The sequence below is a fragment of the Demequina flava genome (assembly GCF_000975035.1).
Lineage (GTDB): Bacteria > Actinomycetota > Actinomycetes > Actinomycetales > Demequinaceae > Demequina > Demequina flava.
Map to the genome: position 1 here is coordinate 1111997 of NZ_BBRA01000001.1, position 17434 is coordinate 1129430.

At 62.9% G+C, this 17434-nt stretch carries 12 protein-coding genes; 10 read left to right on the top strand and 2 right to left on the bottom strand.

What is annotated here, in order from left to right; translation table 11 throughout:
• Nucleotides 1-353: 353 nt before the first annotated feature.
• The 6 genes from dnaN (at nucleotide 354) to gyrA (ending at nucleotide 9190) form a co-directional block, all read left to right on the top strand.
• Nucleotides 354-1481 carry a DNA polymerase III subunit beta gene (gene dnaN / locus AOP74_RS05260; protein WP_061961285.1) on the top strand — a complete coding sequence of 376 codons (1128 nt, stop codon included), beginning with the start codon at nucleotides 354-356 and terminating at the stop codon, nucleotides 1479-1481.
• A gap of 3 nt (nucleotides 1482-1484) precedes the next feature.
• On the top strand, nucleotides 1485-2618 hold the full coding sequence (recF, locus tag AOP74_RS05265) for a DNA replication/repair protein RecF (RefSeq protein ID WP_061961286.1): 1134 nt from the start codon (nucleotides 1485-1487) through the stop codon (nucleotides 2616-2618).
• Nucleotides 2611-3201, top strand: a complete 591-nt coding sequence (locus AOP74_RS12045) for a DciA family protein (RefSeq protein ID WP_082096012.1) — start codon at nucleotides 2611-2613, stop codon at nucleotides 3199-3201. Before recF ends, AOP74_RS12045 begins: the two co-directional genes overlap by 8 nt.
• Nucleotides 3202-3367: 166 nt before the next feature.
• Complete coding sequence (locus tag AOP74_RS05275) at nucleotides 3368-4288, top strand: DUF4190 domain-containing protein (protein ID WP_152649179.1); 921 nt, start codon at nucleotides 3368-3370, stop codon at nucleotides 4286-4288.
• A gap of 230 nt (nucleotides 4289-4518) precedes the next feature.
• Nucleotides 4519-6531, top strand: coding sequence for a DNA topoisomerase (ATP-hydrolyzing) subunit B (gene gyrB / locus AOP74_RS05280; RefSeq protein ID WP_061961289.1), 2013 nt, complete (start codon nucleotides 4519-4521; stop codon nucleotides 6529-6531).
• Nucleotides 6532-6577: 46 nt separating this feature from the next.
• The gene (gene gyrA / locus AOP74_RS05285; RefSeq protein ID WP_082096187.1) at nucleotides 6578-9190 is read left to right on the top strand and encodes a DNA gyrase subunit A; all 2613 of its coding nucleotides are present in this window, start codon (nucleotides 6578-6580) and stop codon (nucleotides 9188-9190) included.
• Nucleotides 9191-9365: 175 nt separating this feature from the next.
• On the opposite strand, the gene AOP74_RS05290 is transcribed toward gyrA, so the two are convergent.
• On the bottom strand, nucleotides 9366-10763 hold the full coding sequence (locus tag AOP74_RS05290; protein ID WP_061961291.1) for an MFS transporter: 1398 nt from the start codon (nucleotides 10761-10763) through the stop codon (nucleotides 9366-9368).
• Nucleotides 10764-10862: 99 nt separating this feature from the next.
• On the opposite strand from AOP74_RS05290, the gene AOP74_RS05295 reads away from it, so the two are divergent.
• Together AOP74_RS05295 and AOP74_RS05300 are read left to right on the top strand one after the other, a co-directional pair.
• Nucleotides 10863-11834: an alpha/beta hydrolase gene (locus tag AOP74_RS05295; RefSeq protein WP_061961292.1), complete on the top strand. Its 972-nt coding sequence runs from the start codon at nucleotides 10863-10865 to the stop codon at nucleotides 11832-11834.
• Nucleotides 11831-12595: a glycerophosphodiester phosphodiesterase family protein gene (locus tag AOP74_RS05300; protein ID WP_061961293.1), complete on the top strand. Its 765-nt coding sequence runs from the start codon at nucleotides 11831-11833 to the stop codon at nucleotides 12593-12595. Before AOP74_RS05295 ends, AOP74_RS05300 begins: the two co-directional genes overlap by 4 nt.
• 47 nt (nucleotides 12596-12642) lie before the next feature.
• Here the strand turns inward: AOP74_RS05300 and AOP74_RS05305 are convergent, their stop codons facing one another.
• Entirely contained in the window at nucleotides 12643-15141 is a 2499-nt protein-coding gene (locus AOP74_RS05305; RefSeq protein WP_061961294.1) for an FAD-dependent oxidoreductase, read from the bottom strand.
• Nucleotides 15142-15286: 145 nt separating this feature from the next.
• On the opposite strand from AOP74_RS05305, the gene AOP74_RS05310 reads away from it, so the two are divergent.
• Together AOP74_RS05310 and AOP74_RS05315 are read left to right on the top strand one after the other, a co-directional pair.
• On the top strand, nucleotides 15287-15745 hold the full coding sequence (locus AOP74_RS05310) for a Fur family transcriptional regulator (RefSeq protein WP_061961295.1): 459 nt from the start codon (nucleotides 15287-15289) through the stop codon (nucleotides 15743-15745).
• 20 nt (nucleotides 15746-15765) lie between these two features.
• Complete coding sequence (locus tag AOP74_RS05315; RefSeq protein WP_061961296.1) at nucleotides 15766-17283, top strand: catalase; 1518 nt, start codon at nucleotides 15766-15768, stop codon at nucleotides 17281-17283.
• Nucleotides 17284-17434: the final 151 nt, after the last annotated feature.

Consider the following 17434-nt stretch of genomic DNA (forward strand, 5'->3'; position numbering starts at 1 on the left):
CACACCTGTGGAGAAAGTTGTGGATGGCCGTGGATACAGACGGGCACTCACAGGGACGGATCTGTGCAGAACTACATGTTTCCTGTGAGCCAGGTCCGGCCATCCACCGGTTCTTGTCATTCATCCGTGGGTCTATCCCAAGCACCTACACAGCCTGAGAATCACAAATATCAGGGACAACACCAGTTCTCCCCAGTTTCCACCGCCCCTATGACAACTACTCACTCTTGTAATTTCCCCATCCACACGATGGACCTTCATCGTCCGAACTCGCTTGACCGGCTACCTGTGTGCCACCACTTGTCACACCCCTGTGGTGGCGTAGTCTGTGCGACAGAATCTGAGGAGTGACCATGAAATTCACCGTCGATCGCGACGTCCTTGCGGATGCCGTTGCTTGGACATCGCGCGCCGTTCCAGCGCGCCCGCCTGTTCCCGTGCTCGCAGGAGTCCGCATCGTGGCGGATGACGAGGGTTCTGTCCGGGTTTCGAGCTTCGACTACGAAGTGTCAGCACGGGGCGAATTCCCCGCCGATGTCGAAGCGCCAGGCGAGGTTCTCGTATCGGGTCGTCTCCTCAAGGAGATCGCCAACGCACTGCCCCACAAGCCCGTTGAATTTTCGCTTGAGGGCACCAAGGTTTCCGTGACCTGCGGCGCCTCCCGGTTTACGTTGGCGACCATGCCCGTCGATCAGTACCCGGAACTCCCTGAGCTTCCGGAGCAGTCCGGAACTCTCGACGGCGCGACTTTGCAGCAGGCCGTGAGCCAGGTCACGTCTGCAGCGTCGCGGGACGAGACTCTCCCCATCCTCACCGGCGTGCGCATGGAGATCGAAGGTTCAAACATCTCGATGCTCGCCACCGACCGCTACCGTCTCGCGTTGCGCGAGTTCACGTGGAAGCCGTCCGCGGCTGACGTGTCTGCGGTCGCATTGGTGCGCGCGAAGACCCTCAGCGACACGTCAAAGGCTCTTGGGGCTGGGGACGTCACCGTTGCGCTGAGCTCGGGTCAGGGTGTTGACCTCATCGGTTTCGAAGCTGGCGGACTCGTCACCACATCACTCCTCATGGACGGCGACTACCCGCAGGTTCGCCGACTCTTCCCTGATGAGAGCCCCACGACTGCGGTCGTCAAGACGACGGACCTCATCGAGGCAACGCGACGCGTCGCGCTCGTGACGGAGCGCAATTCCGCGGTGCGCTTGGCCTTTGCCGAGGGCGAAGTCACCTTGGACGCCGGGCAAACGGACGATGCTCAAGCATCTGAAGCTCTCGAGTGCACCTTGGAGGGCGACGACATCACGGTCGCCTTCAACCCCCAGTACCTGCTCGACGGGTTGAGCGCGTTGGGCAGCGAGTATGTGCGCCTGGGCTTCACTCAAGACACCAAGCCTGTTGAGTTCGTGGGCTTGTCCGAGCCGGGCGGCGACCTTGCCACCGAGTTCCGTTACCTCCTGGTCCCCATTCGCATTCAGTCCTAGGCGATGCGCGTCACGCATCTGAGCCTTGTCGACTTCCGCTCGTACGAGGCGGTCGATATTGAGTTCGGTCCCCGCGTGACCACGTTGGTGGGACGCAACGGGCAAGGCAAGACCAATGTGGTCGAGGCGGTTCGGTACCTGTCGCACCTGTCTTCGCACCGGGTTGCATCCGATGCCCCGCTGATTAGAGCCGGTGCTGAGCGTGCAATCGTGCGAGGGCGCGTCGAGAAAGCAGGACGCTCGCTCGCCCTCGAAGTCACCATGGTGCCTGGTAAATCGAACACCGCGCGCATAGGTCGGTCAATCGCGAAGCCGCGCGACATCCTGGGAACGCTGCGCACGGTGACGTTTGCGCCGGAGGATCTCGCATTGGTGAAAGGTGACCCTGGCGGTCGTCGCAGTTTTCTTGATGAGCTCATCGTTGCTCTGCATCCCAGGTTGGGCGGCGACCTCAGTGACTATGACCGGGTCCTGCGCCAACGATCGTCAATGCTGAAGACCGCGAAGAATGCACGTGGCGATCTCACGATGCTCGATATCTGGGATGAAAAGCTTGCTGACTTGGGCGGAAAAATCATCGCAGCGCGGCTTGAAGCTGTGCGGCGACTTGCGCCATACGTAGCTGAGGCATACGCGGCCGTGGCTCCCGAAGGTGGCGACTGCTCCATCACCTACGCAAGTACGCAAGACGTGGTGGGCGAGGACGCGACCACAGCATCGGCCATCAGCGCGCGACTACTCGAGATTTTGCGCCAACTGCGACCCAAGGAAATTGATCGCGGAGTCACCCTGGCCGGCCCGCACCGCGACGATCTCGTGATCAACCTCGGGGAACTGCCGGCCAAGGGATATGCCAGCCATGGGGAATCGTGGTCGTGCGCGCTGGCGCTCAAACTCGGTTCCTACAAGCTGCTGACGGACGATGACGGCCCGGACTCCGATGACGATGGTGAACCGGTGCTGATCTTGGATGATGTCTTCGCCGAGCTCGACTCGGGTCGCCGGAGCGCCCTTGCTGCCTCGCTCGTCGATGCGTCCCAGGTGCTCATCACCGCAGCTGTCGCTGAGGATGTGCCGATCGAGCTGCAGGGCGATGTGTTGACGGTGACGACTGGCGCGGTGTCGCGAGATGCCTGAGGAAGAACGCCCGCCGCAAGACAGTGACGCCACGGAACCACCCTTGAACAGGGACGATGCTGCGCTTGCCGATCCCGTCGATCACCAGTCGGGCAGCGAGTTGGCGAAGCAAGCGATGGAGCGAGCCCGAGCATCGGCCCGGCAACGTGGGGCATACCGAACGGCGCCGCGCGCTGCGCGGCGGCAACAAGAGCAAAAGCGCCGAGACTCACAACCTTTCACTTCAGGGCGTGACCCCCAAGACATGTCGGATGCCGTCAACGCCCTCCTTCGGCGCATGGGGTGGAGCGAGCAAATCGAGATGGCGTCGGTCATTGGCCGGTGGCGCGAGGTTGTCGGGGATCAGATCGCGGACAAGTGCGAACCGCTGACTTTCGATGACGGAATTCTGACTGTGCGCGCTGAATCGACGGCGTGGGCCACGCAGTTGCAGATTATGAACGGACAGTTAAGGCACCGCATCAATGAAGAGTTCGGACGAGAAATCGTCCGCGAACTCAAAATCAAGGGTCCGACCTCGCGGTCGTGGACCAAGGGCCCCAGAACCGTCAAGGGACGCGGTCCACGTGACACCTATGGTTGATGTTTCAAAGAAATGTTGTCATTGACAAGGGAAAATTACCTTCGCTAGCCTCACTCTTGTTCACTTCGAGCCACGATTATCTACGGGCTAGGAGTGAATATCGGACACGGCCCTATCTGTTCGATGAGATTTCTGTCCCTGACCGAACTTCTGCTGAGGAAACACGATGACCGAAAACACGGATAGCACGCCTGCCGCCATGCCCCCATCTCCCCCGGGTCAGTACCCCCCACCCGAGACTGAAAAAGCAAAAAAGGGCTTCGCCATAACAGCCCTGGTCTTGGGTATCGTTGCCATCTTGGGGTCTTGGATCCCGTTCCTATCAATTGGATCAATTTTGATCGCGATTGTGGCGTTGGTTTTTGGCATCATCGCGATGATTAAGTCTTTCAAGGGGACAGCAGGCGGCAAGGTGATGGCGATCATTGCCACTATTTTGAGTGTTTTGTCCATTATCTTCGGGTTTGCTTCAACGGCTTTGGGCGTAGGTGCGGTAGACAGCGCGCTCAACGAATCTACTGTCGATGATGTGGAATCAAGTCAGCCGGTAGACGAGGATTCTCAGGAAGAAGAAGCTAGTGACACTAGTGACGCCGGTGACGCAGAATCCTCCGAAGATGTGGCATCGGAAGCGCAGGCGGGTGACGACGGCTCCAATTTGGGAAGCCTCGACAGCCCAGCCGCGATCGGAGATGGCACCGTGTGGACCTTTGAATCGCTCGGTGATGAGTGGGAACTGACACTAGATTCCATTGAGTTGACAGACGGTTACGACGGTGGAGAGGTCGCGGTGCTGCTCGGCACGGCAACGCCCACAGTCATTTCGGAGGGAGACACCTCCTCTTGGGTGACTTTCCCCACCATTGGCTGGATGGCCGATGGAGCGACAGTCGAGGACACCTTTGGGATCGCGACCGATCACTCGGCGTTCGAGGACTATAGAAGCATTATCGATCTTGAAGCGACGGCTGGCACCACTATGAAGTTCTACAACACCATCGGCTTGCCCACCGGCGTAACCCCGGACCTCGTAACCGTAGAGAGCTTGTGGGGGGAAAACATGGTGTTTTTCGCGTCAGGGCTTTGACGTATTGATCTAGCTCCCTTCCTTGCCACTCGGGCCCACCGACTTCTCTTGTCGGTGGGCCCGAGTGCGTCATATGGGCGTCTTGGGTCGCTGGCCCTGCGATCTGAGTGGCACGAGTTGGTGAGAACACCCCCCCAGCGCTCCCAGATCGGCCCTGGAACGCGCTAGAATAGCCCGGAATACATCGCGTCCCGTCTGAGGCCGCGTGAGTCCCGTGAAAGGCGAAATCTGTGGCCCAGAACGACGCGTCCGAGGCGCAGCCTGCGTACGGTGCCGAGAACATCACCGTCTTGGAGGGCCTCGAGGCCGTCCGCAAGCGCCCCGGTATGTACATCGGATCGACCGGCGAGCGTGGTCTTCACCACCTGGTCTACGAGGTAGTCGACAACTCAGTCGATGAAGCTTTGGCTGGCTATTGCGACCAAATCACCATCACTCTTCTTGAAGATGGCGGCGTCCGCGTAGAGGACAACGGCCGCGGTATCCCCGTGGACATGCACCCCACGGAGGGCAAGCCCACCGTCGAGGTCGTCATGACGATCCTGCACGCGGGTGGAAAGTTCGGCGGCGGCGGCTACGCGGTCTCCGGCGGTTTGCACGGTGTCGGTATCTCCGTCGTGAACGCTCTGTCCTCGCGCGTTGAGACCGAAGTGAAGCGTCAAGGATTCGTCTGGCGCCAGACCTTCGCTGAGGGCGGCAAGCCTCAGGGAACCCTGGAAAAGGGAGAAGCGACCGAGATCACGGGAACCCAGCAGACGTTCTGGGCCGATGACGAGATCTTCGAAACCACGGACTACGACTTCGAGACTCTCCGCGCGCGTTTCCAGCAGATGGCATTCCTCAACAAGGGTCTGACCATCACGCTGATCGACGAGCGCCCTGACCACGTCACGGTGTCGGATGACACGGAGACGGGCGGCGACGAAGACGCTCCTACCTCGCGCTCGCTGACGTACAAGTACGACGGCGGTCTAATCGACTACGTCACCCACCTCAACGACACCAAGAAGTCGGAGCGGGTGCACGAGGACGTTGTCGCGCTCGAGGCCGAGGACACCGAGCGGAAGATCTCGCTTGAGCTCGCCATGCAGTGGACGAACGCCTATTCGGAGTCGGTGTTCTCCTACGCGAACACGATCTCGACCACCGAGGGTGGAACCCACGAAGAGGGCTTCCGCGCGGCGCTCACGTCGCTGATCAACCGTTACGCCCGCGACAAGAACCTCCTGAAGGAAAAGGACGACAACCTCACCGGTGACGACGTCCGTGAGGGATTGACCGCGGTTATCTCGATCAAGCTGGGCGAGCCGCAGTTCGAGGGTCAGACCAAGACCAAGCTCGGCAACACCGAGGCGAAAACCTTTGTCCAGAAGATCGTGGGCGAGCAGCTTACTGACTGGTTCGACTCGCACCCGAACGAGGCCAAGGAAATCATTCGCAAGGCGATGCAGGCGTCGCAGGCACGCATGGCTGCCCGCAAGGCACGCGAAGCCACCCGGCGTAAGGGGCTCCTCGAGTCCGGAGGAATGCCCGGCAAGCTGCGTGACTGCTCGTCAAAGGACCCCAGCATCTCGGAGATCTACCTGGTCGAGGGTGACTCCGCAGGCGGCTCGGCCGTGCGTGGACGCAACCCCGCGACGCAGGCGATCCTGCCGCTGCGCGGAAAGGTCCTGAACGTTGAGCGCGCGCGCCTCGACAAGGCTCTGGGCAACACGGAAATCCAGGCGCTGTTCACGGCCTTTGGCTCTGGCATCGGCGACGAGTTCGAGCTCGACAAGTCGAGGTATCACAAGATCGTTCTGATGGCCGACGCTGATGTCGACGGCCAGCACATCCGCACCCTCCTGCTGACGGTGCTGTTCCGCTACATGCGACCGCTCATCGAGGCCGGCTATGTCTACCTCGCACAGCCGCCGCTGTACAAGATCAAGTGGAACAACTCGGATCACGAGTACGTCTTCACCGACCGCGAGCGTGATCAGTCACTCAAGGACGGCCTGGCCTCGGGCAAGAAGATCCCGAAGGACAACGGCATTCAGCGTTACAAGGGTCTGGGTGAGATGGACTACTCGGAATTGTGGGAAACCACGATGAACCCCGAGACCCGCACCCTGCTCCAGATCACCATGGAGGACGCGGCGCTTGCCGACGAGACCTTCTCCATTCTCATGGGCGACGACGTTGAGTCGCGCCGCAGCTTCATCCAGCGCAACGCGAAGGACGTGAGGTTCCTTGACATCTGAGGTCCACAACCACGGCAAGATCGACAAGGTCGATCTCAATGTGGAGATGCAGCAGTCCTACCTGGACTACGCCATGTCCGTCATCGTCGGCCGTGCCCTTCCGGACGTACGCGATGGTCTGAAGCCGGTCCACCGCCGCGTGATCTACGCGATGTACGACGGCGGCTACCGCCCTGACCGTGCGTACTCCAAGTGCACCCGCATCATCGGCGAAGTGATGGGTAACTATCACCCGCACGGTGACAGCGCGGTCTACGACACCCTCGTGCGCATGGTGCAGGACTGGTCGCTGCGCTACCCACTGGCCGACGGCCAAGGAAACTTCGGTTCCCCCGGTAACGACCCCGCTGCTGCCCACCGTTACACAGAGTCCCGCATGGCGCCCATCGCCATGGAGATGGTCCGTGACATCGACAAGGAAACCGTCGACTTCCAGGACAACTACGACGGTCGCACCCAGGAGCCGGTGGTTCTTCCCGCTCGCTTCCCCAACCTGTTGGTCAACGGTTCCGCGGGTATCGCGGTCGGTATGGCGACAAACATCCCGCCACACAACCTCCGCGAAGTTGCCGAGGGCGTGCAGTGGTCGCTCGACCACCCCGAGGCCACGAAGGACGAACTCCTCGAAGCGCTGATTGCGCGCATTAAGGGCCCCGACTTCCCCACCGGCGCAATGATTCTGGGCCGCCGCGGTATCGACGAGGCATACCGAACGGGTCGTGGATCCATCACGATGCGCTCCATCGTGAACGTCGAGGAACTCCAGGGACGTCAGTGCCTGGTTGTGACCGCGCTGCCGTACCAGGTGAACCCTGACAACCTCGCGTTGAAGATCGCGGAACTCGTCAAGGACGGAAAGCTCGCAGGAATCGCCGATATTCGCGACGAGACCTCCGGCCGCACCGGTCAGCGTCTGGTCATCGTGCTCAAGCGTGACGCCGTCGCGAAGGTCGTGCTCAACAACCTCTATAAGCACACCCAGTTGCAGGACACCTTCGGCGCCAACATGGTGGCGCTGGTGGACGGCGTCCCGCGCACACTCCCCCTCGATGCGTTTGTGCGCCACTGGATTTCCCACCAGATCGACGTCATTCAGCGTCGCACGGTCTACCGACTGCGCGAGGCAGAGCGCGAAGCCCACATCCTGCGCGGATACGTCAAGGCGCTCGACGCTCTGGACGAGGTCATCGCGCTCATCCGTCGCTCGCCCACCGTCGACGAGGCCCGTTCCGGCCTGATCGAGTTGCTCGACGTCGACGAGGTACAGGCGAACGCGATCCTGAACCTCCAGCTCCGCCGCTTGGCAGCGCTGGAACGCCAGAAAATCGAAGCCGACTACAACAAGTTGATGGAAGAGATCGAGGACCTCAAGGACATCCTGGGTTCCGAGGTCCGTCAGCGCACGATCATCTCCGACGAACTCGCAGAGATCGTGAAGAAGTTCGGCGACGAGCGTCGCACCGAGATCTCGCCATTCGACGGCAGCGTCGATGTCGAGGACCTGATCGCCCAGGAAGAAGTGGTCGTCACGATCACCCGCGGCGGCTACGCCAAGCGCACCCGCTCTGACCAGTACCGCGCGCAAAAGCGTGGCGGCAAGGGCGTTCGTGGAGCCACGCTCCGTAGCGACGACATGGTCGAGCACTTCTTCGTCACCACCACGCACCACTGGCTGCTGTTCTTCACGAACTTTGGCCGCGTCTACCGCGTGAAGGGCTACGAGTTGCCCGAGGGCGGCCGTGACTCGAAGGGTCAGCACGTCGCGAACATGCTGGCCTTCCAGCCGGGCGAGGAGATCGCACAGGTCATGGACCTGCGCTCTTACGAGGACAAGCCGTACCTGGTGTTGGCCACCAAGCGCGGACTCGTGAAGAAGACGCGCCTCGAGGACTACGACTCGAACCGCTCCGCCGGCCTCATCGCAATCAACTTGCGTGACGTCGAGGGTGAGGACGGGCAGATGCGTCCCGACGAGCTCGTGTCCGCACGACTGGTCGCTCCCGAGGACGACCTCATGTTGGTGTCGCGCAAGGGTCAGTCGGTGCGCTTCCACGCCACCGACGATGAGATCCGCGCCACCGGCCGTGCAACCTCTGGCGTCAAGGGAATGAGTTTCCGCGACGATGACGAGCTCCTCGCGCTCGATGTCATCCCCGCCGACGTCCCCGAGGGAACCGATGCCGACGGCACGGTGACCGACGAGGACGGCGACGAGGTCAACGTCTCGGACGGCCCCTACTCCTTCGTCGTCACCGAACTCGGCTATGCCAAGCGCACCGCAGCATCGGCCTGGGATGCGAAGCACCGCGGTGGTCTGGGCGTCAAGGTCGGCAAGCTGACCGATGAGCGCGGCGACCTGGTCGGATCCCTGCTGGTCGATGAGACCGATGAGGTCCTCGTGATCATGTCCTCGGGCAAGGTCGTCCGCTCCAATGTGTCGGAGGTTCCCGCGAAGGGTCGCAACACGATGGGCGTGATCTTCGCCAAGCCGGCCAAGAACGACAAGATCATCGGCATCGCACGCAACGTCGAGCGCAAGGTTGAAGAAGAGGTCGAGGCCGCCGAGGCTGAGGACGACGACGCACCGGTGACCCCGGACGCGGCGACCGCCCCAGCAGCTGAGGTTGCTACGGAGTCCGAGGAGGACACCGACGCCTAACCCCTAGCCGTACATACTCGGCGGGATTGAGTCCCGCCTCGAACCCTGGCCGTCGCTTTTCGTTGAAGCGGCAGCCAGGGTTTCGGCGTTTCGGAGCGGCTCAGCGGTGGTGGCCCAAGGGAGCAGGGCCGATGCTGGGGTCGCCTCGCGTACAGCGGTTCGGGACCCGGAGGGCCTAGGAAGCGGCGGCCGACTGCGCCGCAACGCCGCGGTCCGCAGGAGTGCGAACGAGGAGCAGCAGGACCAGTCCCACGGCCACGACCGTGATCACACCCACCGTGCCCCAGATGGTCGCACCGAAGATCGAGATGAACAACGCCCACATCGCGGGCGCCATGAATGAGGCAGCGCGTCCCGTGGTCGCGTACAGGCCGAACATCTCCGCCTCGCGCCCCGCCGGTGACAGCCGCGCAAGCAGCGAACGCGACGCGGCCTGAGCCGGCCCCACCATCCCGGACAGGATGAGTCCGCAGATCCAGAACACGATGGTGCCGACCTGGTAGAAGACGACGATCACGATTCCGGCCACGACGATGGTCGCCAGCGCCAACACAATGACTCGGCGCGGGCCCCAGCGGTCGTCGAATCGGCCAAAGATCATGGTGGAGACACCGGCAATGAGGTTCGCGGCGATACCGAAGATGATGACCTGCTGATCGGAGAACCCGAAGGCCTTCGCGGCGATGATCGCGCCAAAGGTGAACACACCGGCGAGCCCGTCGCGGTACACCGCAGAGGCGAGCAAGAACCACAAGGTGGCGCGCGCCTCGTTCCACAGGCGTTTGAGGTCGCCCACCAGCACCGCATACCCGCGCCACAGGCTCACGGTGGGCCGGCGCTTGACCTTGGACTCGGGCACGTAGACGAACAGCGGCCACGCGAACAGCAGCGTCCACACCGCGCAGCCCACGGCGATGAGCCGGTAGGCCATCCCCTCGGACGTGTCCATGCCAAACCACGAGAACGTATCCAGGACCACCACGATCACGAGCGCCACGATGCCGCCCATGTACCCCAGGCCCCAGCCCAGACCGGACACCCGGCCCATGGTGCTGGGTGTCGACACCTGCGTCATCATCGCGTAGTAGTTCACGTTCGCGATCTCCGCAACGATCGAGCCCAGCGCGATCAGCCCGGCTCCCAGCCAGAACATGTCGGGCGCCGGCTCCACGAAGTACAGGCCACCCACACACGCCACGAGCACCAGCGTCATGACACCCAGCCACGACTTGCGGCGACCCGCAGCATCGGCCCGTTGTCCTAGAACCGGAGCGAGAAGCGCGACCAAGATTCCAGCGGCCGTGATGCCCCACCCCAGGTTCGCGTCCAACGCCGCCGACGCATCGAGGTACTCCGGGGAGTCCTCCCCTAGCGCGACGATCTCGGGATCAATGAAGCTGTCCGACGTCAGGTACAGCGCCGTGAACACGAACGTGATGATGACGGAGTTGAACGGCTGCGTCGCCCAGTCCCACAACGCCCACGCCCACACTTGCTTGCGCGGCGCGGTGTCGGCGTTGGGATGCCCGGGGGCATCGGCCACGGCGGGCAGAACGTCATCGTCAGAGCTCATGAGAGACAGTGTGCCGGGGTCAGGTTGCGGGTAGGTGGCGGGCGCGCGGGGGATTGTTCACCTGAGCGTCATGCCAGGTCGCGCCGCTAGTGTCGTGTCATGAGCACGCTTGCCTGGAACGACGACATCCTCGACGGCTACGAGTCCGCATCCCTTGGAGCGCCCCGCAGCGCGACCGACGGGTTGGGAGACGGACCGCTCGAGCGAACCTTGGTCCGCAGCATTGCCGTTCCCGACAAGCCGCGTGCGGTCGCGCTCGTGGTGCACGGATACAACGACTACTTCTTTGGCGTGGAGCTCGCCGGGCACCTCGCCAAGCATGGATGCGCCGTGTACGCGGTGGACATGCGCCGGGCTGGCCGTTCGCTGAGGGAGGGCAATCAGCCGCATCACATCGGCCACATTCGTGAACTCGGGGAGGACATCGGGGACGCCGCTGAAGCCGCGGTCACCGATGCTCGTGAGCGCGGCCTTGGCGACCTCCCTCTGCTGGTGCACGCTCACTCGACCGGGGCTTTGGCCACGACGGTGTGGGCCCACGACAATCCGGCCGATGCTCTGGCCGGCCTAATCTTGGACGGTCCCTTTTACGGTTTGGTTCTGCCGGGGTGGCAGAAGGCCGCGATGCGCATCGTCCCCGGTATTGCGCGCGTCCGTGAGCGCCAGGTCGTGGTGCCTGCTCCCTCGCCGTACACCACTGGCCTAATCAACCGGGGCTGGGACTTTGACACCGCGTGGAAGCGGCCAGACGGAGTGGGCGCCACGGCCGGCTGGGTTGCGGCCACCGGTCAGGCGCAACGTCGAGTCAGCGAGGGGCTCGAGATCTCGGTGCCGATTCTGGTGGCCACCTCCGACACGAGCGGACCCGACAGGCTCGAGAACCCTCACCACGGAAGCCAGGACACGGTTGTCGATGTTGACGCCGTGCGCCGCTACAGCGCGGGTCTTGGCGAAAATGTCCAGCACCTCATCGTCCCTGGTGCCATCCACGATCTGACGATGTCGGAAAATGAACCTCGGGCGGCTTACCTCGACGCGGTGGGCAGGTTCGTGGATACAGTCGTGGGATGAAGCATCCTTACTTCGACAACGGTGGCAAGCCCGTAGCTCTGGCGCATCGGGGCTTCTCTTTGGAGGGCCTCGAGAATTCGATGAAGGCCTTTCAAGCGGCCGTCGACCTCGGGTACGGCTATCTCGAGACGGATGCCCACGGCACTGCCGATGGCGCGGCGGTCGCCCTCCACGATGAGACGCTCGATCGCACCACGGACGCCACTGGGTTGGTGGCCGAACGCGAATGGTCGTCGGTGAAGGTAGCGCGCATTGGCGGGATTGAGCCGGTCCCCAAGCTCGAGGACGTCCTCGCCACCTGGCCCGACGTCAAGGTGAACATCGATGTCAAAGGGATCTCGGGCATCGGCCCTGTGGCAAAGGCGATTGAGCGCACCAAGTCGCACGACCGCGTGTGCCTTGGATCTTTCAGCGCCGACCGGCGCCGCGAGACAGTGGCGCTACTGAGCAAGCCCGTCGGCATGCCGGCGGCTGAACGTGAAGCGATCGCGTGGTGGCTGGGAACCTGGGTTGGGGCCGATGCTGCGAAGACTTTGGGCGATGTTCACGCCTTGCAGATTCCGTGGCGTCGCGGCAACTTCCCGATCCTGTTCCCCCGTCAGGTCAAGGCGGCTCAGGAGGCGGGCAAGGAGGTTCACGTGTGGACGGTGAATCGCGTCGAGCATATGGAGACTTTGCTCGATATGGGCGTCGACGGGATCGTGTCCGACCGGGCCGATTTACTCAAGGACCTGCTCATCAAGCGCGGGCTGTGGGCCTGAGCCACGAGAGGTAAGTCCTGTCCGTGCAGCTCCGGCGCGCCTCATGACTAGATAAAGAGTGTTGTTCCGGATTCTTGAGCCTCGCCCAGGAACGTTGCCACGCCACCTAGTTCCACATCATCCAAAAGGTCAGACTGCGCGATTCCCAGCAGGTCCATGGTCATGGTGCATCCGATGAGGCGTGCACCGTTAGCCTGAGCCGCCGCAATGAGTTCGGGCAGGGACTGCACGTCATGCTGCTTCATCACGTTCTTGATCATCTTGGTACCAGCGCCACCCATGTGCATTTGTGACAAGGTGAGCTTGTCCGCACCTTGCGGCATCATGGCACCAAACATCTTCTCCATGCCGGACTTGTCGCGCGCAGGCGGGTCGCTGCGGCGGAGTGAGTTGAGGCCCCAGAAGGTAAAGAACATGGAGACCTCCTGGCCCATGGCGAGCGCGCCGTTGGCGATGATGAAAGCGGCAAGTACCTTGTCGAGGTCTCCGCTGAAGACCACCATCGAGGTCTTTGGTGTGGCGTGGACGGCCGATGCTGCGACAGGCGCCAAGCTTCCCTTGCGGAACGTGGCCACGAACCCGGACCCCTTCGGGTCCATGGAGACCACGGTGTGGCCGTTCTTGGAGGCCCATGCGGGACCATCCAGCGCAAACCCGGGGTCGGATACGGTCACACGGATCTCGTCACCGACGCTCGCCTCCTTCATGGTCGAAGACAACCGCATGATGGGACCAGGGCACGCCAGACCGGTGCAGTCCAGGTCTTGTGTCTTCCCCGTGGCGACCGCTACCGCGCTGGCTACTGAGATCTTCTCCGCGTAGTTCTCCATCGGGGGTAGTGGCTCCGCCGCGGGCTCGGCCCCGGCGTGTACGTGCTTGAAGGTGGTGGACCCGCCGGACAGTGTGGCTACATCAGTGAACCCGTTTTGCACCAGAATGCGGTGTGCCAGGTACGAGCGGAATCCCACCGCGCAATACACGCGCATAGGCTGGGTGGTGTCCCATCCAGAGACAGCCTCGCGGAAGGTGTCCAAGGGCACCGACTCGGCGCCGGGAATGTGCCAGAGGTCGTACTCCTCGGGGGTTCGGACATCAATAATGCGAGCGCCCACGGTGGTCTGGGGGAAGTCCTCGGCGTACCAGAGCTCCAGGTCTCCACGGATGACGTTGGAGGCGACAAAGCCGGCCATGTTGATCGGGTCTTTCGCGCTACCAAAGGGTGGCGCATAGGCCAGTTCTTGTTCTTCGAGATCAAACACGGTGAGTCCCGCACGGATAGCCATGGCAAAGAGGTCGAGGCGTTTGTCGACTCCGTCGAATCCACAGGCCTGGGCCCCCAGAATCCGGCCGGTGTCCGGGGCAAACAGCACCTTGATGTGCATCATGGCGGTGCCCGGGTAGTAGCCAGCGTGGCCGGAGGGATGCACGTGCACCATGCGGTACTCGATGCCAGCGGCATCGAGTTGGCGTGATGTGGCGCCGGTTCCACCCGCAACCATGTCGAAGACCTTGACGATGCTGGTGCCCTGTGTGGAGTCGTAGGACGTGGAGCGTCCGCAGATGTTCTCTGCAGCCACCCGGGCCTGCCGGTTGGCGGGCCCTGCCAGTGGCGCTAGATGAGACCCTGGAAGTACAGGGTGGGGCGTCTCAACCGCGTCACCCGCGGCCCAGATGTGCGCATCCGAAGTCCTCATTCCGGTGTCCACCTTGATCCCGCCGTGGTCCCCGAGCTCCAGACCCGCGGCGACGGCAAGGCCGACCGCGGGCTTCACCCCGGCGGCCAGGATGACGAGGTCAGCGGCGAGGGTCTGGCCCTTGTCGAGTTCCACTGAGACGCGATCGGCGCCGTCCCCGTCGGACAGCGGCTGGAATGCTGCGGCCTTGGTGGACAGGTGAAGGTCGATGCCGCGCGAGCGGAGGTGTTGGTCCACGGGGGCGGCGATGTCCTGGTCCACGGGAGGAAGGATTTGGTTCGCGGCCTCCACGACGTCGACCTTGACGCCGCGGTGGTGCAAGTTCTCAGCCATTTCAAGGCCGATGTACCCGGCGCCCACGACGACGGCGGACACGGTGCCGCGTGAGCCTGACCTTTGGGCGGCGAGTGCACCGTCGAGCCGTGACTTGATTCGGTCCATGTCGCCTATGCGGCGCAGGACGTCTACGGCCGGGTGGTCAATGCCGGGTAGCGGTGGGCGCACGGGCTCGGCGCCCATGCAAAGAGCCAAGGAGTCGTAAGACTCGGTGTACTCGCGCCCACTGTCCACTTCACGTGCCGTGACAGTTTGCGCGGTTCGGTCAATCGAGACAATCTCAGTCCCTACGCGGACATCAAGGTTGAGTGATTCACGCAAGCTTTCGGGGGTCTGTAGGAGGAGCCGGTCGCGATCAGCGATGACTTCGCCCACGTGGTATGGGAGTCCGCAGTTGGCGAATGACACGTGGTGACCGCGCTCGAAGACAATGATCTCGGCGTCTTCGTCGAGCCTGCGGGCACGGGCTGCGGTGGACGCTCCGGCGGCGACGCCACCAATGACGAGCAGTTTCATGAAATACCTCCCGGGGTATCTGTATCTCCCCAGATTATTTGGGAGACCAGCATCGCGCCCGGGCCGTTGGTCACATGTGCGGGTGGGGGCATGGCATAGCACTCACTATTTTGACCTATTCAAAAAAGTGCGTAGGCTTGAGCACATGCAAACAGCCGTGACAATCGATCCCGCCGCCATGTTGCGCGAGGCTGGTTTACGCGTCACGGACAGTCGCATCGCAGTGCTCACCGCATTGGCCAACAATCCCCACGCGGGGGCGGATGCCCTCTTTGTGCGGGTGCAGCAGGTGCTCCCCAATACATCCCGTCAGGCCGTGTACAACGTCCTCAACGACATCACCGACGCCGGGCTCGCGCGCCGCATCGAGCCAGCCGGACAGCCCGGACTATTCGAACTGCGTGTAGGCGACAACCACCACCACATCGTGTGCAAGACCTGCGGCGCCATTGCTGACGTCGACTGCGTCACCGGCCACGCGCCGTGCCTGACCCCCAACGAGACCCAGGGCTTCGACCTCTCAGAGGCCGAGGTCACCTTTTGGGGAGTATGCGCCAACTGCAAGACGGCAGCGCTTCCCAACACCAGCATCGTCCCTGCTTGAGAACTAGAAGGAGATATCTCATGAGTGAGAAGTTCACGACGACTAACTCCGGTGCACCCGTCGCATCGGATCAGCACTCGCAGACCGTCGGCAACGACGGCGTCACCGCGCTGACCGACCACTACCTGGTCGAGAAGCTCGCGCAGTTCAACCGCGAGCGTGTCCCCGAGCGCGTGGTGCACGCCAAGGGTGGCGGCGCCTTTGGAACGCTCACCGTGACGAACCCTGAGATCGCGAAGTACACCAGCGCGGCGCTCTTCCAGCCCGGCGTCGAGACCGAGATGCTCGCGCGCTTCTCCTCCGTGGCCGGCGAGCACGGTTCGCCCGACACCTGGCGCGACCCCCGCGGCTTCGCTCTGAAGTTCTACACCTCCGAGGGCAACTACGACCTCGTGGGTAACAACACCCCCGTCTTCTTTATCCGCGACGGCATCAAGTTCCCCGACTTCATTCGCTCGCAGAAGCGCCTCCCAGGCTCGCACCTGCGCGACAACGACATGCAGTGGGACTTCTGGTCGCTGCAGCCCGAGTCCGCTCACCAGGTGACCTGGCTCATGGGTGACCGTGGCCTGCCCCGTTCGTGGCGAGAGATGAACGGCTACGGCTCGCACACGTACCAGTGGATCAACGCTGAGGGTGAGCGCTTCTGGGTGAAGTACCACTTCATCTCTGAGCAGGGCATCCACAACATGACGGGTGACGAGGCTGCTCAGCTCGCCGGCTCGGACGCCGACCACCACATCCGCGACCTGTACGAGCACATCGACGGCGGAGACTTCCCGCGCTGGAAGGTGTCCGTGCAGATCATGCCGTACGCCGACGCGAAGGATTACCGCTTCAACCCCTTCGACCTCACCAAGGTGTGGCCGAAGGCGGACTACCCCCGCATCGAGCTGGGCGTCATGGAGCTCAACCGCAACCCGGAGAACTACTTCGCGCAGATCGAGCAGGCCACGTTCGCACCGAGCAACTTTGTGCCCGGCATCGGCCCCTCGCCCGACAAGATGCTGATGGCCCGCATCTTCTCCTACGCGGACGCTCACCGCTACCGCGTCGGCACCAATCACGCCGACCTGCCCGTCAACGCCCCGCACAACGCGGACGCCAACGGCCACTCGTACTCGAAGGACGGCGCCATGCGTTACTCCTTCGCGTCGCCTGACACCCCGGTGCACGCTCCTAACTCACGCGGTGGCGCTCACGCCGACGCGGAGCGTGCCGGTGACGCCGGCAACTGGCAGAACGACGGCGAGCTTGTTCGTGCCGCTGCGACCCTGCACTCCGAGGACGACGACTTCGGCCAGGCCGGAACGCTGTACCGAGACATCTTCAACGACGGTGAGAAGGAGCGCTTCCTCGCTCAGATCACCGGCCACGTGGGTGCGGTGCAGAACGCGGACATCCGTGAGCGTGCAATCCAGTACTGGACCAACGTTGACGCCGACCTGGGAGCCGCGCTGCGCGCCAACCTTGAGGCTGACGACGCACCGAACGAGGCTGGCGAGCCGGGCACGAAGTGGGAGCCCACCGACGTCTAAACGACGCCTGACGTGACAGAAGGCCGGATCCCTGACGGGGGTCCGGCCTTCTGCGTTGTCGCGTGTCGCCTTGAGTGGGCCCGCTATTCGCCCTGGCTCACGAGGGTTCCGAACATGACGGTAACTGCAGGAACGATGGCGACCCACTATC

Bases quoted from the DNA above. Each gene is read 5' to 3' on its own strand.
- dnaN (WP_061961285.1), top strand. From the start codon at position 354: ATGAAATTCACCGTCGATCGCGACGTCCTTGCGGATGCCGTTGCTTGG.
- AOP74_RS05290 (WP_061961291.1), bottom strand. From the start codon at position 10,763: ATGAGCTCTGACGATGACGTTCTGCCCGCCGTGGCCGATGCCCCCGGG.
- AOP74_RS05315 (WP_061961296.1), top strand. From the start codon at position 15,766: ATGAGTGAGAAGTTCACGACGACTAACTCCGGTGCACCCGTCGCATCG.
- AOP74_RS05275 (WP_152649179.1), top strand. From the start codon at position 3,368: ATGACCGAAAACACGGATAGCACGCCTGCCGCCATGCCCCCATCTCCC.
- AOP74_RS05305 (WP_061961294.1), bottom strand. From the start codon at position 15,141: ATGAAACTGCTCGTCATTGGTGGCGTCGCCGCCGGAGCGTCCACCGCA.
- gyrA (WP_082096187.1), top strand. From the start codon at position 6,578: ATGCAGCAGTCCTACCTGGACTACGCCATGTCCGTCATCGTCGGCCGT.
- AOP74_RS05300 (WP_061961293.1), top strand. From the start codon at position 11,831: ATGAAGCATCCTTACTTCGACAACGGTGGCAAGCCCGTAGCTCTGGCG.
- AOP74_RS05310 (WP_061961295.1), top strand. From the start codon at position 15,287: ATGCAAACAGCCGTGACAATCGATCCCGCCGCCATGTTGCGCGAGGCT.
- AOP74_RS12045 (WP_082096012.1), top strand. From the start codon at position 2,611: ATGCCTGAGGAAGAACGCCCGCCGCAAGACAGTGACGCCACGGAACCA.
- recF (WP_061961286.1), top strand. From the start codon at position 1,485: ATGCGCGTCACGCATCTGAGCCTTGTCGACTTCCGCTCGTACGAGGCG.
- AOP74_RS05295 (WP_061961292.1), top strand. From the start codon at position 10,863: ATGAGCACGCTTGCCTGGAACGACGACATCCTCGACGGCTACGAGTCC.